This is a genomic window from Pantoea sp. Pa-EAmG (assembly GCF_030024295.1).
Classification (GTDB): domain Bacteria; phylum Pseudomonadota; class Gammaproteobacteria; order Enterobacterales; family Enterobacteriaceae; genus Pantoea; species Pantoea dispersa.
The window spans coordinates 1-12,369 of record NZ_JASEWO010000142.1 but is presented as its reverse complement, the minus strand read 5'-3'; the positions used below and the strand labels follow the sequence as shown (position 1 = coordinate 12,369).

Here is a 12,369-nt window from a genome sequence, read left to right as displayed (position 1 = left end):
AATCAACGGGCAGGGGAAAGTTCTGATACAAACTGCGCGAGTAAATCAAAGACTTCACCGAACAGATGTTCACAGAAAGGTGCAAGCAACGGCATCATCATACCCAGACTCAGGATCCCTACCGTTAAGGTGATTGGGAAGCCGATGGCGAAAACCGACAGCTGAGGTGAAACGCGGTTTAACAAACCTAGTGCCAGGTTTAGCGTGAGGAGCAGAATTATTAGGGGTAGCGCTAACATCATGCCATTAAGGAAAATTAAGCTGGCGGCTTTGGTCAGCGCCATGAAGGCGTTGGCGTTGAGTGGCTGATCGTTAATCGGCAACGTGTGAAAACTGTCCACCAGTAACGAGATCAACCACAGGTGACCGTTGAAGGTCAGGAACAGCAGCATCGCCAGCATGTCGAGAAAACGGGCCAGCAGCGGCATGTTGATCCGGCTGTTCGGGTCGAGCAGGGTGGCAAAAGAGAGACCCATCTGCAGACCAATCATCTCACCGGCCAGCCGCACGGCAGAAAAAGCCAGCTGCATGGTCAGACCAATCCCCACGCCAATCAGCAACTGCTGCACCAGCATCCAGAAGCCCGCCGGAGTAAACAGCGTCACTTCGACCGGCGGCAGCAGCGGCATCAGAATCCAGGTGGTGACTACCGCCAGTCCAATTTTGACCCGTTTTGGAATCGAACGTTCATTCAGCAGCGGCGCGCTGGCAAACAGCGCCAGCAAACGCACCATCGGCCAGAAGAATTGCGCCACCCAGTGCACCAGCTGGCTGCTGTCGAGGGTGACCATTAGCCGATGATATAAGGCAGGTTGCTGAACAGGGTACGGATGTAGTCCAGCATCAGGTTGAGCATCCACGGTCCGGCCACCACGGCGGTGGCCGCAACGGCAAGAATTTTCGGGATAAACGACAGTGTCTGTTCGTTAATCTGCGTTGCCGCCTGCAGAATACTGATCAGCAAACCGCTCACCATCGCCACCAGCAGCAGCGGAGCGGCCATCATCAGGGCGATACGCATCGCTTCCTGGCCCATTACCATTACCGATTCCGGTGTCATGTTGCGCTCCTGTCGAGAGAAAGGTGAGGGCGGAAAGCCACTCAGGAGTAAAAACTTTGCGCCAGCGATCCCACCAGCAGCTGCCAGCCATCCACCAGCACGAACAGCATCAGCTTAAACGGCAGCGAAATAGTGGCCGGCGGCACCATCATCATCCCCAGCGCCATCAGTACGCTGGCGACCACCAGGTCGATGATCAGAAACGGAATAAAAACGGTGAAACCAATCTGAAAAGCGGTTTTCAGCTCGCTGGTGACATAGGCGGGCAGCAGAATACGCATCGGCACCGCTTCCGGACCCTGAATCGGCGCGCTGTTGGCGAGACGGGCGAACAGGGCCAGGTCGGCTTCACGCGTCTGGCGCAGCATGAACTCACGCAGCGGCTGGGCACCTTTGTCGATCGCCACGTCCATGCTGATTTTGTCCTGGCTGAACGGCAGATAGGCATCGGTGTAAATCTTGTCGAAGGTCGGCGCCATGATAAAGAAGGTCAGGAATAGCGCGAGACCCAGCATCACCTGATTCGGCGGCGCGGATGGCGTGCCCAGTGCGTTACGCAGCAGACCAAACACAATAATGATGCGGGTGAAACTGGTCATCATCAGCAACACCGCCGGAATAAAGGTCAGCGAGGTAATGAAGACCAGCGTTTGCACCGGCAGCGACCAGCTCTGGCCGCCATTGGCCAGCGGCTGGCTGATCAAACCCGGCAGCTGCGCATGGGCAGCCGGTGCCAGCAGCATCAGCAGCGGCAGAAGAGGGAGCAATCGACGCATCATTGGGGTTTTCCGGGACGTTTAACCAGGTTCTGAAACAGCTGACGAAAATCCTGCGGCGCCGCGCTGACGGGCAGGGACGCTTCCGGTGGCAGCGGCGGCAGCGAGTGCAGATGGGTGATCTGCTGAGCGGTGACGCCCAGCACTAAACGCGCATCGGCGGTATCAACAATCACCACCCGCTCCTGACGGCCAACCTGCACGCTGGCGCTGACTTTCAGCGCCTGGCCACTCACCGCTTTCGGCGCAAAGCCGAGGCGTTTTGCCAGCCAGCCGCAGGCCAGAATCAGCAGCACGATCACCGCCAGCACGCTACTGACTTGCCCAACAACCGAACTGGTGGATACCACCGGCTGGGTGTGAGCGGGCTGAACGGTTTGCGCGTTTTTTAACATGATTAGCGGCTCAGACGACGCATACGTTCGGACGGGGTAATAATGTCGGTGATGCGCACGCCATATTTGTCGTTCACCACCACCACTTCACCCTGCGCGATCAGATAGCCGTTGATAAGGATGTCCAGCGGCTCGCCGGCCAGGCCATCAAGCGCCACCACCGAACCCTGCGTCAGGCGCAGCAGTTCTTTGATGGTCATCTTGGTACGGCCCAGTTCCACGGTCAGTTTGACCGGGATATCCATGATCAGATCGATGTCCTGCAGCGAGCCGCTGGCGGCGCTGGCCTCAAGCGACTTAAATACGTTATCGCCTGGCTCCGCCGCACTGCTGGTCGCCGCCTGCTCGTTCATCGCTTCAGCCCACAGATCGTCCGCAGAGATATCATCGGACGGTTTTTTGCTGTCACTCATTGGGCTGTTCCTCATTCAGCGAATTCAAAATCGGGTTAATCAGATGTTCTACACGCAGCGCATACTGGCCGTTGAGCGTGCCATACTGGCTCGTCAGTACCGGTACGCCGTCGACGTGGGCAATGATGCGGTCCGGCTTCTCAATGGGCAGGACGTCACCAGGTTTCAGTTGCAAAATACGTGACAGGCGCATGGATGTTTCCGCGAAGTGGGCAATCAGCTCCAGCTCCGAGTGCTGCACCTGTTTCACCAGATTGTCGCGCCAGTGGTTATCTTCCTGACGCGAGTTCTCCAGCGGTGGATTGACCAGCAGCTCGCGCAGCGGCTCAATCATCGAAAACGGAATACAGATATTGAACTCACCCACCAGGTTGCCAATCTCCACCTGGAACGGCGTGTTGACCACGATATCGTTCGGTGAGGTGGTGATGTTGGTGAATTTCACCTGCATTTCAGAACGCACGTATTCCACTTCCAGCGGATAAATGGCTTTCCATGCGTCGCTGTAGCCTTCCAGCGCCAGCTTGAGCATGCGGCGAATCACGCGCTGCTCGGTATGGGTGAACTCACGGCCTTCCACTTTGGTCGGAAAACGACCGTCGCCGCCAAACAGGTTATCCACGGCGATAAACACCAGGCTCGGCGAGAACACCACCAGCGCAGTCCCCCGCAGCGGCTGCAGGTGAATCAGGTTCAGGTTGGTTGGCACCGGCAGGTTGCGGGCAAACTCATGGTACGGCTGAATCTTGATTGCCCCAACGCTGATATCCGGGCTGCGGCGCAGCAGGTTGAACAGCGCCATACGGAAATGACGGGCAAAACGCTCATTGATGATCTCCAGCGCCTGCAGACGCTCGCGCACCACGCGACGCTGGGTATTGGGATCATAGGGGCGGATATCGCCATCGGCCCCTGTGGAACTGTTCTCTACTTCCGCACTGTCACTGTCGCCATTGAGCAGCGCGTCAATCTCAGCCTGGGAGAGAATGCTATCGCCCATTAAGTCACCTCAAAATAAAGGCGGTAAACAGCACGTCACTGACTACCTGCGCAGGTTGACCTTTTACCAGCGGTGGCGCCAGCACCTGTTTGATCTGTTCAACCAGGGCCTGTTTGCCTTGCTCGGTTGCCAGCGCGCTGGCGCTCTGACGTGAAAGCAGCAGCAGCAAACGGCTGCGCACCTCAGGCAGGTAGTCATTCAGCCGACGACGGGTATCCTCATCCGGCAGACGCAGGGTAAAGCCTACGTACAGCACGCGATCGGGATCGTTATCGGGATTGACCAGGTTAACCGTAAACGTATCCATTGCAAAAAATACCGGGGCGGGCGGTGGCTCCACTTTGGCAGCCTCCGGCTTGTCACCCTCGTGTTTATTCATCATTCGCCAGACTGCATAGCCTGCCACGCTGCAAGCGGCCAGCGTTACAATCAGTAACACCGGTATTAGTATTGAACGTTTGCGGCCTTTAGCTTTCGCGTTATCAGACATGTTTGCAGTTACTTCCTGTGAATTATGGGCAAGCCTCTCGGCTTACCTGGACAGATTATCCCGCGTCTTAAGTCAAACAATGGGAAGAAAAGACGCGGGTTTTACGCTTACCTTCAGCGTTTAGTCGCTGTCAGGCAAAGATATCGACAGCGCCGTTGCCGGTCGCGCGCGCCTGGAGGGCTGCCGGGACGGCAATAGGCGTTATCTCGTTGTCACTGTCCTGGGAGAGGGTAAAGCTGCCGTACTGGCCGTCGCGACGTCCTTCCTGCTGGCCCTGATAACTCTGGCCCTGTGCGAAGGCGTCGCTGTTGACATTACTCTGTCCCAGGTTAATACCGCTCTCCGCCAGCGCCGTACGCAGCTGTGGGAGCGCCGCTTCCAGCGCGGCCCTCACATGGCTGTGGCTGGAAACCATTGTTAACTGTGCCTGATCTTTATCCAGCGTCAGGCTGATCTGTATCGCGCCGAGGTCTTCCGGATGCAGACGTAACTCGGCGTTCTGCTGGCCGTTACGGCTGAACATCACAATCTGCTGGCTCAGCGCCTGCTGCCACTCGTTGCTGCCCAGCTCCGCATTCAGCATCGGCGTGGAAGGCGCGCTGCTGGTGCTGGCCGTGGTGCTGACCAGCGGACTGGTACTGCTCAGCGGGCTGCTGATGGCCGGCGCGCTGCTGTCATGGCTGCTGAGCATCTCGCGCCGCTCTTCCGGTTTGCTCAGCGTGCTCAGCACCTGCTGAAAACTCTCATCCAGCGTCATACCGCTGTTGCTGGCCGACGTGCCGCTGGCGGCCGCGCTCTGCACCGGGCTATGGCTGACACCGGTCTGGCTGGTCAGCACATCGCTGCCTTTAGATGGCTGGCTATCCGGCTTCGCCTGTTCCTCTTTCAGCGCACTTTGCAGCGAACTGTTAAGTAACGCAGCGTTTAAGCTGGTGCGCGCCTCACCCCGGGTTTCCAGCGCGGTGCTGTTATCCGCTGGCGGGTTGCTGCGGTTTTCGACCACCGCTGGCAACATGGCAAACAGTGCCTGCACATTCTGTAAGTCGCTGGCAGTTAACGAACTTGCTGCGCGCTTGTCATTATCATCGGCTGATTTCAGTCCGGCTTTAGTGTTTTCCGGCTGTAAAAGTGCGTTTAACGCCTCTGGTTTGTCCAGTGCCTGCAGCAGGGCGCTTAATGACGCTTTTGTGACGTTTTTCGCGTCAATTTCTGCCGCCAGATCAGCGGATTGCGCGCCATTTCCCTGCTGCTTAACCAGCGTCAGCAGGCGGTTGCCCAGCTCGGTAATAAATCCCTGCGGCAGGGTGTCAGCAGCGGACAGATTGTCCACTGCCGATGAAGGTTGTGCTTTGCCGGTTTTAGCAAGCTGTGTCAGCAGTGTTGGCAGCGTGTTCATTCGCCTTTCCTCAATGCGGCCCGTTGGGCAAATTCATCCATCCGTTTCTGATCGAGACGGCTTTCCTGTCGTAATGCGTTCTCTTCCGCGCGGGTAATCAGCGTCTGATAGGCATTCAGCTTCTTATGCTTTTCACGCCAGTTGCTCAGCGCCTGTTCCAGCCGCTGGTTCCACTGATTAAGCTGCTGGCGATGCTGTTCGATGGCTTTTTCCAGCGTCTGAATAAACTGGTGATAATTGCTCCAGCGCGTGCTGGCGATGCCGCCGGACATATCCTGATTGAGCTTATTACGGTACTCATCCTGGTAATCGAGCAGCATGCTGAGCTGCTGATCGGCCTGCTGCTGACCGCGACGCATGTCGCCGAGGTGGATCACCGCCTGTTCCAGATCCTGCTCCGCCAGGTCGCGCAGCGTATCAATCGCATTGGCTGTCTTCATCGCGTTACCTCAAGTCGGGCGGCGTTAGCCGAACATCGCCTGCAGGTGCAGACAGGCATCGTCATAATCGCTGCGTTCAAAAATGCCCTGCTGCAGGAAAGCTTCCATCTGCGGATAGAGCTTAATGGCCCGGTCCAGCATCGGATCGCTGCCTGCGGCATAAGCGCCGACGCTCACCAGATCGCGGTTACGCTGAAAGCTGGAGAGCAACTGCTTGAACTGGCGCACGCGCGCATAGTGGGTTTCATCAATCAGCGAGGTCATGGCACGGCTGATCGACGCTTCAATATCAATGGCCGGATAGTGACCGGCCTCGGCCAGGCGACGCGACAGCACAATGTGGCCGTCGAGAATGGCGCGCGCCGAGTCGGCAATCGGGTCCTGCTGGTCGTCGCCTTCGGTCAGTACGGTATAGAACGCGGTGATTGAACCGCCGCCGTGAATGCCGTTGCCGGCGCGTTCTACCAGCGCCGGCAGCTTCGCGAACACCGAAGGCGGATAGCCTTTGGTGGCCGGCGGCTCGCCGATCGCCAGCGCGATCTCACGCTGCGCCATGGCGTAGCGGGTGAGGGAGTCCATAATCAGCAGCACGTGCTGACCGCGATCGCGGAAATCTTCGGCGATGCGCGTGGCATAAGCGGCTCCCTGCATACGCAACAGCGGCGAAACGTCGGCCGGCGCGGCGATCACCACCGAGCGCGCGCGCCCTTCGGCGCCAAGAATGTTCTCGATAAACTCTTTAACTTCGCGGCCACGTTCACCAATCAGGCCCACCACGATGACGTCGGCTTTGGTGTAACGCGCCATCATGCCGAGCAGCACCGATTTCCCCACGCCGGAGCCGGCAAACAGCCCCATACGCTGGCCGCGGCCCACAGTGAGCAGGGCGTTGATCGCCCGCACGCCGGTATCCAGCACATCGTGGATCGGCGTACGCTGCAGCGGGTTGAACGGCGCGGTGATCAGCGGCGCGCGGTAGCCGGTTTCCGGCGCGGGCAGGCCATCCAGCGGCTTGCCGCTGCCGTCCAGCACGCGGCCAAGTAGCTCCGGCCCCAGCAGCAACTGTTTACCGCTGTGATCGCCGTGCACGCGGGCATACACGCGCGCGCCGGGCAGAATGCCATCGACCTCTTCCAGCGGCATCAGAAACAGTTTCTGGCCGTTGAAGCCGACCACTTCGCTTTCCACTTCGGTAATTGTGCCGTTGTCGTGGCGCTCAATAATGCAGGTGGCGCCCAGCGGCAGCTGCAGGCCGGTGGCTTCCAGCACCAGACCGGTGGCGCGCGTCAGGCGGCCATAGCGGCGCACCGTCTGCACCTGACTGATGCGGTCTTCAAAACTGTCGAGCGCGCCCAGCCAGCGCGAAAGGCGTGACGTCATCAGAATGCTCCCGGTGCCGCCAGACGGCACAGCTCCTGCCAGCGCGTGGCGACGCTGGCATCCAGATCGCCGTCTTCGGCGCTGAGTTTACAGCCGCCGGGATGCAGCGAACTGTCGGCCAGCAAACGCCAGCCATGTAAATCGAGCGTTGGGCCCAGCGTCTGCTCAACGCGCTGCAGATCGTCCGGGTGCACGCGCAGCTGCGGTTTGCCGCTGAACATTGGCTCCTGCTGAATCAGCTGCTGGATCTGGCGCAGCAGGGCGCTGCCATCCACCTGCGTCGCCTGGCCAATCACCGTGCGCGCCGCTTCCAGCGCCAGCTGCATCAGGCGCGACGCAATCACGCTATCCAGCGCTTCCAGCGTGTGATGAAACTCGGTGACCAGCTGCTGCATACGCGCCTGTAACGGAGCCTGCTGCTGCTGGGCATCGGCCAGTCCCTGCTGGAACCCGGCGTCATAGCCGTTTTGCTGCGCTTCGGCGAAGCCTTTCTGATAACCTTCGCTGTAGCCCTGCGTCTGCGCATCTTTACGCATCTGCTGCTGCAGACGTTCCAGCTGCTGCTGCTGTTCATCTTCCTCGCTCAGCACGAGGTCGTTGTCCGGCTCGTCCGCCAGCAGCAGTTCAGGTTCGGGCGGCTGCGGTGCGCCTAAATCATCAGGCTGCCAGCGCTGCCATGCACGGGCGGAAAAGGCATCAGACATAGGTTTCCTCGCCACCACCAATTACCATCTCGCCAGATTCGGCCAGGCGGCGTACCACCAGCAGAATCGCTTTCTGTTCGTTTTCCACCGCCGACATACGTACCGGGCCACGGTTGGCCAGATCGTCGCGCAGGATATCGGCCGCACGTGCCGACATGTTTTTGAGGAATTTCTCGCGCAGTGGCTGCTCTGCACCTTTCAGGGCGATCAGCAACTGCTCGGACTCCACTTCCTGCAGCAAACGCTGGATGCTGCGGTCGTCCACTTCCACCAGGTTTTCGAACAGGAACATCTCGTCGATAATCTTCTGTGCCAGCTCGCCATCGAAGTCGCGTACTGCTTCGATAACCGCTTCTTCCTGCTGGGTTTTCATCAGGTTGATGATTTCCGCTGCGGTTCTTACGCCGCCCATCTTCGCGCGCTTGAGGTTGGTGCCATCCAGCAGGCCGTTGAGCACTTCGGTCAGCTCCGCCAGCGCCGCCGGCTGTACACCGCCGAAGGTGGCGATACGCAGCATCACATCGTGGCGCAGACGCTCGTCGAACAGCGCCAGAATATCCGCCGCCTGGCCGCGCTTCAGGTGCACCAGAATGGTGGCGATAATCTGCGGGTGCTCGTCGCGGATCAGATCCGCCGCCGCCTGCGGTTCCATAAAGTTGAGGGTTTCCATGCCGCTGGTGGTTTCGCGCGTTTCGAGGATATCTTCCAGCAGGCTGGAGGCGCGCTCTTCACCCAGCGCCTTGATCAACACCGAACGCAGGTAGTCGTTGGAGTTGAGGCTCAGCGCAGCAAACTGTTCGGCATCGGTTTCGAACTCGCGCAGCACTTCGGTCAGCTGCTTGTGCGAAATCTGTTTCATGCTGGCCATCGCGGCGCTGAGGTGCTGTACCTCACGCTGGTTGAGGTGTTTAAACACCTCCGCCGCACGCTCTTCGCCAATGGTCATCATCAGAATGGCGCTCTTTTCAGTACCGGTCAGACTCATAGTTCGTTACTCATCCATTCGCGGATAACCAGCGCCACAACGCGCGGATCGTTTTCAGACATATCGCGGATGCGCTGGCTCATCACCTCGGCGCTCATGCGGTTGTTAGATTTGCGCTCCTGGTCCAGCTCGTCTTTATTGATCTGGACGCTGTAAGCGGCTTCTTCTTCACGCGCGGCAGCACGGGCAGCGGCGGCTTCGGCGGCGGCTTTCTCGGCTTCACGTTTACGCAGCAGCTGCGGACGCACCATTTTGCGGTAAAGGATGAAGGCAACCAGTGCCACCAGCAGCCAGCGACCGGCGGTCATCAGCTGATCAAAGAACGACTGCTGCTGCCAGAAGGGCAGGTCGCCGCCGGTCGGCTCGGTGGTGTTGAACTGCGAGTTCACCACGTTGACGCTGTCGCCACGCGTTTGCGAATAGCCCATCGCTTCGCGGGTCAGATCTTCAATCTGCTTGATCTGCTGATCGTTCAGCGCCACCGCTTTGCCTTTGCCGTCATCGCGGTAGTTGACCACCACGGCGACCGACAGGCGCTGCACGTCACCGACGTTGAGTTTGGTGTGACGAATGGTGCGATCCAGCTCGTAGTTCACCGTGTCGTTGCGGCTGGAGCTGCTCGGGCCGCTGCTCTGCGCGGTGCTGGTCGCGGTGCCGGCATTCTGCGCGTTGTTGTTGTTCTGCTGACCGTTAGCGTTGTTATTGTTCTGCTGCTGCGGGTTGGTGACCGGCGCGGTATTGGCCGGCGCAGGCTGATTCGACAGCGCACCCGGTACGCCGCCCGGATACGGGCTGCCGTTCTGATCGTTGGTACTGGTCTGGCGTGAGCGAATCGCCGTGTTATTCGGGTTCGCATTCGGCTGGTACTTCTCGTCCGTCTGCTCACTGCGGTCAAAGTTAATCTGCGCGGTCACCTGCGCATGCACATTACCCTGACCGAGAATCGGATTCAGAATGGCTTCAATGCGCTGCTGATAGCGTGCTTCCACTTCGGAGGCGTATTTCAGCTGGGCATCGTTAAGATCGCGGCCTTCGCTGTCGGAGCGCGTCAGCAGACGACCCGCCTGATCGACCACGGTCACATTGCCCGGTGGCAGACCGGCTACGCTGCTGGAGACCATGTGCTGAATCGCCTGAATCTGGCCCTCATCCAGCGCACGGCCCGGTTGCAGGTTCAGCGTTACTGAGGCAGACGGGGATTTTTGCTCGCGCACGAACAGCGTCGGTTTTGGCATCGCCAGATGCACGCGCGCGCTCTTCACCGGTCCGAGCGTTTCGATGGTGCGCGCCAGCTCACCTTCCAGCGCACGCTGGTAGTTAATCTGCTCACTGAACTGGCTGATACCAAACTTCTCTTTATCCATCAGCTCAAAGCCTACCGAACCCCCTTTCGGCAGTCCCTGCTGGGCAAGGCGCAGACGCAGCTCATGCACTTTATCGGCGGGCACCATCAGGGCGCCGCCGTTTTCAGCGAACTGGTAAGGGATGTTCATCTGGGTGAGCTGGGTAACAATCGCGCCGCCATCCTCATCAGAGAGGTTGTTATAGAGAACGCGATAGTCGGGCGCTTTGGCCCACAGCACCAGCGCCAGAACCACGGCGATAGCGGCCGCGGCAGCAACGATTAATGGAATACGCGGATTTGCGCGCAGGCGGGCGAGAAGGTCATTAAAGCCTTTCTTTGCTGTATCCTGTGTGGCGGCTGCACTCGCATTCATGACCAATTCCTGCCTGACATAATTGACCGGGTGTATGTAGGTGACAAAATTGACTCCCTGATACGCATCCCCGCCCGTTGATGCCGTGTTGCTGGCCGACGGGGTAGGGGAAAAAATGAAATTCCAATCTAATGCCTGGCATTATTTGATGAATCGTGTCACTTCGATGGCTGGATAAGCCGGGTTTTTTGCAGTCATTTAGCGCCTTTGTCCTATTGACAGTGTGTTAACTTTTCCTCCGTGAAAAAAAGAACCCTTCATCTATGAGGTACAGGCAATGTCAATTCAGGCAATTGATGGCGTACTGCAGCAGCTGCAGCTGACGTCACTGCAGGCCAGTGGCAAACCGACCGAGTCCGCCAGTCAGCTCGATTTTGGTGCCACCATGAAAGCCGCGCTGGATAAAATCAGCGCCACCCAGACCGCTGCGCGCAGTCAGGCGCAGGATTTTGAGCTGGGTAAACCGGGCATCCAGTTGAATGATGTGATGGTCGATCTGCAGAAATCGTCGATTTCGATGCAGATGGGGATTCAGGTGCGTAACAAGCTGGTGAATGCCTACAGCGAGATCATGAGCATGCAGGTCTAGCGGCGCGCAATAAAAAACCGCCTGAGAGAGGCGGTTTCGTCAGGGTCAGGGCAGTGACAGTTTTTCGCTGATCGTCCTGTAGCCCTGTTCAGCGAAGCGTTGCTTGCTGATGGCATCGTTTTTGGTGGGTTCAAACCAGGCACCTTCTCCACTGGTTGAGAAAAACCAGACTTCTGGCTGTTCTGCGCCGCGCTGCACCCAATAAAATCCTTCCTGCATTATCATGTCCTCCTCACAGGAATATAGTTCAGCTACGCTGCGCTTAACAGCGTAACTGACAATATTCTCACCTGCAGACGAAAACCTAAGCAGATTGCACCTCTTCCGGTGGCATCAGTTTGCCACTGAGAAGTTTAAAACCGGCAGATTTAAAACGAGGCAGAGAAAGCGGTATCGGCTCCATCGGGCGATAAAAACCGCGTCCAGCATCCCAGTACCATACCTCAGGCTCAGTTGTGCTGCTGCCTACCCAGTAAAAACCCGTATCCATCAGTGCTCTCCAGAAATGAATGAAGGCACGCCTTCTCTAATTTCCGCAAAATAATGTCTTAATTAAACTCAATGATCAATCTCGGTTGCCGCTTCGCTTATTAACGCCAGCAGTCAGCGGCCACGAAAATAACATCCGGTGGGTCGGTCCAGATATCATCGAAGGTATTTTACTGATCCTGATAAGGATCTTTTTTGTCATCCTGACTGTCATCGCGTGTACGCGGGATTTCGCCGTGCTCACGAGCATCATCATGGGCTGGATGATCATCTTCCTCATAAGCATTACCTGCATGCGGCGCGGCTTCCGGTAAACCCTTGTGTACCTCGCCCTCGTTTTTACGCTCCTTGTTGGTTTCGTGTTGTTTCATCTTTCTCTCCAGTAGGGGTTTTGTTGTGATGAATTTTAGCTGATCGCTGGCCGTTTCTGGCGGCCGTAATCGTTTTCACACTCTACACGCAGAACGGCTAAATTGTACAGTTTTGCAAAGTTGTACAAGTTTATGGGGGCTGTATAGAAGTGCACGCGTCAGC

At 57.9% G+C, this 12,369-nt stretch carries 17 protein-coding genes; 1 reads left to right on the top strand and 16 read right to left on the bottom strand.

Annotated features, from left to right (window positions below; all coding sequences use genetic code 11):
* Positions 1–2: 2 nt before the first annotated feature.
* From fliR to fliF, 13 genes are all read right to left on the bottom strand, one after another.
* Positions 3–791, bottom strand: a complete 789-nt coding sequence (fliR, locus tag QMM04_RS16905; RefSeq protein WP_021509859.1) for a flagellar biosynthetic protein FliR — start codon at positions 789–791, stop codon at positions 3–5.
* On the bottom strand, positions 791–1,060 hold the full coding sequence (fliQ, locus tag QMM04_RS16900; protein ID WP_010618647.1) for a flagellar biosynthesis protein FliQ: 270 nt from the start codon (positions 1,058–1,060) through the stop codon (positions 791–793). Before fliQ ends, fliR begins: the two co-directional genes overlap by 1 nt.
* 41 nt (positions 1,061–1,101) lie before the next feature.
* A complete protein-coding gene (gene fliP, locus QMM04_RS16895) occupies positions 1,102–1,836 on the bottom strand; it encodes a flagellar type III secretion system pore protein FliP (RefSeq protein WP_031280176.1) in 735 nt (244 codons plus the stop codon).
* The gene (fliO, locus tag QMM04_RS16890; protein WP_059009618.1) at positions 1,836–2,231 is read right to left on the bottom strand and encodes a flagellar biosynthetic protein FliO; all 396 of its coding nucleotides are present in this window, start codon (positions 2,229–2,231) and stop codon (positions 1,836–1,838) included. Before fliO ends, fliP begins: the two co-directional genes overlap by 1 nt.
* Before the next feature lie 2 nt (positions 2,232–2,233).
* The gene (fliN, locus tag QMM04_RS16885) at positions 2,234–2,644 is read right to left on the bottom strand and encodes a flagellar motor switch protein FliN (RefSeq protein ID WP_021509862.1); all 411 of its coding nucleotides are present in this window, start codon (positions 2,642–2,644) and stop codon (positions 2,234–2,236) included.
* Positions 2,637–3,644, bottom strand: a complete 1,008-nt coding sequence (gene fliM / locus QMM04_RS16880) for a flagellar motor switch protein FliM (protein WP_282996579.1) — start codon at positions 3,642–3,644, stop codon at positions 2,637–2,639. The genes fliN and fliM overlap by 8 nt, the downstream gene beginning before the upstream one ends.
* A gap of 4 nt (positions 3,645–3,648) precedes the next feature.
* Positions 3,649–4,134, bottom strand: coding sequence for a flagellar basal body-associated protein FliL (gene fliL / locus QMM04_RS16875; RefSeq protein WP_282996578.1), 486 nt, complete (start codon positions 4,132–4,134; stop codon positions 3,649–3,651).
* A 130-nt stretch (positions 4,135–4,264) separates the two neighbouring features.
* Positions 4,265–5,530, bottom strand: coding sequence for a flagellar hook-length control protein FliK (locus QMM04_RS16870; RefSeq protein ID WP_282996577.1), 1,266 nt, complete (start codon positions 5,528–5,530; stop codon positions 4,265–4,267).
* On the bottom strand, positions 5,527–5,970 hold the full coding sequence (gene fliJ / locus QMM04_RS16865) for a flagellar export protein FliJ (RefSeq protein ID WP_021509866.1): 444 nt from the start codon (positions 5,968–5,970) through the stop codon (positions 5,527–5,529). Before fliJ ends, QMM04_RS16870 begins: the two co-directional genes overlap by 4 nt.
* Positions 5,971–5,994: 24 nt before the next feature.
* On the bottom strand, positions 5,995–7,350 hold the full coding sequence (fliI, locus tag QMM04_RS16860) for a flagellar protein export ATPase FliI (RefSeq protein WP_021509867.1): 1,356 nt from the start codon (positions 7,348–7,350) through the stop codon (positions 5,995–5,997).
* Positions 7,350–8,054 carry a flagellar assembly protein FliH gene (gene fliH, locus QMM04_RS16855; RefSeq protein WP_058771154.1) on the bottom strand — a complete coding sequence of 235 codons (705 nt, stop codon included), beginning with the start codon at positions 8,052–8,054 and terminating at the stop codon, positions 7,350–7,352. The genes fliI and fliH overlap by 1 nt, the downstream gene beginning before the upstream one ends.
* Complete coding sequence (gene fliG, locus QMM04_RS16850; protein ID WP_282996576.1) at positions 8,047–9,039, bottom strand: flagellar motor switch protein FliG; 993 nt, start codon at positions 9,037–9,039, stop codon at positions 8,047–8,049. Before fliG ends, fliH begins: the two co-directional genes overlap by 8 nt.
* A complete protein-coding gene (fliF, locus tag QMM04_RS16845; RefSeq protein WP_282996575.1) occupies positions 9,036–10,757 on the bottom strand; it encodes a flagellar basal-body MS-ring/collar protein FliF in 1,722 nt (573 codons plus the stop codon). The genes fliG and fliF overlap by 4 nt, the downstream gene beginning before the upstream one ends.
* Positions 10,758–11,034: 277 nt before the next feature.
* Between fliF and fliE the strand changes: the two genes are divergently transcribed.
* Positions 11,035–11,346: a flagellar hook-basal body complex protein FliE gene (gene fliE, locus QMM04_RS16840; protein WP_021509871.1), complete on the top strand. Its 312-nt coding sequence runs from the start codon at positions 11,035–11,037 to the stop codon at positions 11,344–11,346.
* 45 nt (positions 11,347–11,391) lie between these two features.
* Here fliE and QMM04_RS16835 read toward each other — a convergent pair whose 3' ends face one another.
* From QMM04_RS16835 to QMM04_RS16825, 3 genes are all read right to left on the bottom strand, one after another.
* Positions 11,392–11,565: a hypothetical protein gene (locus QMM04_RS16835; protein WP_158251397.1), complete on the bottom strand. Its 174-nt coding sequence runs from the start codon at positions 11,563–11,565 to the stop codon at positions 11,392–11,394.
* Positions 11,566–11,650: 85 nt separating this feature from the next.
* The gene (locus QMM04_RS16830) at positions 11,651–11,836 is read right to left on the bottom strand and encodes a hypothetical protein (RefSeq protein WP_058785645.1); all 186 of its coding nucleotides are present in this window, start codon (positions 11,834–11,836) and stop codon (positions 11,651–11,653) included.
* A gap of 169 nt (positions 11,837–12,005) precedes the next feature.
* Positions 12,006–12,206 carry a hypothetical protein gene (locus QMM04_RS16825; protein WP_058757398.1) on the bottom strand — a complete coding sequence of 67 codons (201 nt, stop codon included), beginning with the start codon at positions 12,204–12,206 and terminating at the stop codon, positions 12,006–12,008.
* Positions 12,207–12,369 lie beyond the last annotated feature (163 nt).

Coding starts and splice junctions, on each gene's coding strand:
- fliR (WP_021509859.1), bottom strand. CDS start 791: ATGGTCACCCTCGACAGCAGCCAGCTGGTGCACTGGGTGGCGCAATTC.
- fliQ (WP_010618647.1), bottom strand. CDS start 1,060: ATGACACCGGAATCGGTAATGGTAATGGGCCAGGAAGCGATGCGTATC.
- fliP (WP_031280176.1), bottom strand. CDS start 1,836: ATGCGTCGATTGCTCCCTCTTCTGCCGCTGCTGATGCTGCTGGCACCG.
- fliO (WP_059009618.1), bottom strand. CDS start 2,231: ATGTTAAAAAACGCGCAAACCGTTCAGCCCGCTCACACCCAGCCGGTG.
- fliN (WP_021509862.1), bottom strand. CDS start 2,644: ATGAGTGACAGCAAAAAACCGTCCGATGATATCTCTGCGGACGATCTG.
- fliM (WP_282996579.1), bottom strand. CDS start 3,644: ATGGGCGATAGCATTCTCTCCCAGGCTGAGATTGACGCGCTGCTCAAT.
- fliL (WP_282996578.1), bottom strand. CDS start 4,134: ATGTCTGATAACGCGAAAGCTAAAGGCCGCAAACGTTCAATACTAATA.
- QMM04_RS16870 (WP_282996577.1), bottom strand. CDS start 5,530: ATGAACACGCTGCCAACACTGCTGACACAGCTTGCTAAAACCGGCAAA.
- fliJ (WP_021509866.1), bottom strand. CDS start 5,970: ATGAAGACAGCCAATGCGATTGATACGCTGCGCGACCTGGCGGAGCAG.
- fliI (WP_021509867.1), bottom strand. CDS start 7,350: ATGACGTCACGCCTTTCGCGCTGGCTGGGCGCGCTCGACAGTTTTGAA.
- fliH (WP_058771154.1), bottom strand. CDS start 8,054: ATGTCTGATGCCTTTTCCGCCCGTGCATGGCAGCGCTGGCAGCCTGAT.
- fliG (WP_282996576.1), bottom strand. CDS start 9,039: ATGAGTCTGACCGGTACTGAAAAGAGCGCCATTCTGATGATGACCATT.
- fliF (WP_282996575.1), bottom strand. CDS start 10,757: ATGAATGCGAGTGCAGCCGCCACACAGGATACAGCAAAGAAAGGCTTT.
- fliE (WP_021509871.1), top strand. CDS start 11,035: ATGTCAATTCAGGCAATTGATGGCGTACTGCAGCAGCTGCAGCTGACG.
- QMM04_RS16835 (WP_158251397.1), bottom strand. CDS start 11,565: ATGCAGGAAGGATTTTATTGGGTGCAGCGCGGCGCAGAACAGCCAGAA.
- QMM04_RS16830 (WP_058785645.1), bottom strand. CDS start 11,836: ATGGATACGGGTTTTTACTGGGTAGGCAGCAGCACAACTGAGCCTGAG.
- QMM04_RS16825 (WP_058757398.1), bottom strand. CDS start 12,206: ATGAAACAACACGAAACCAACAAGGAGCGTAAAAACGAGGGCGAGGTA.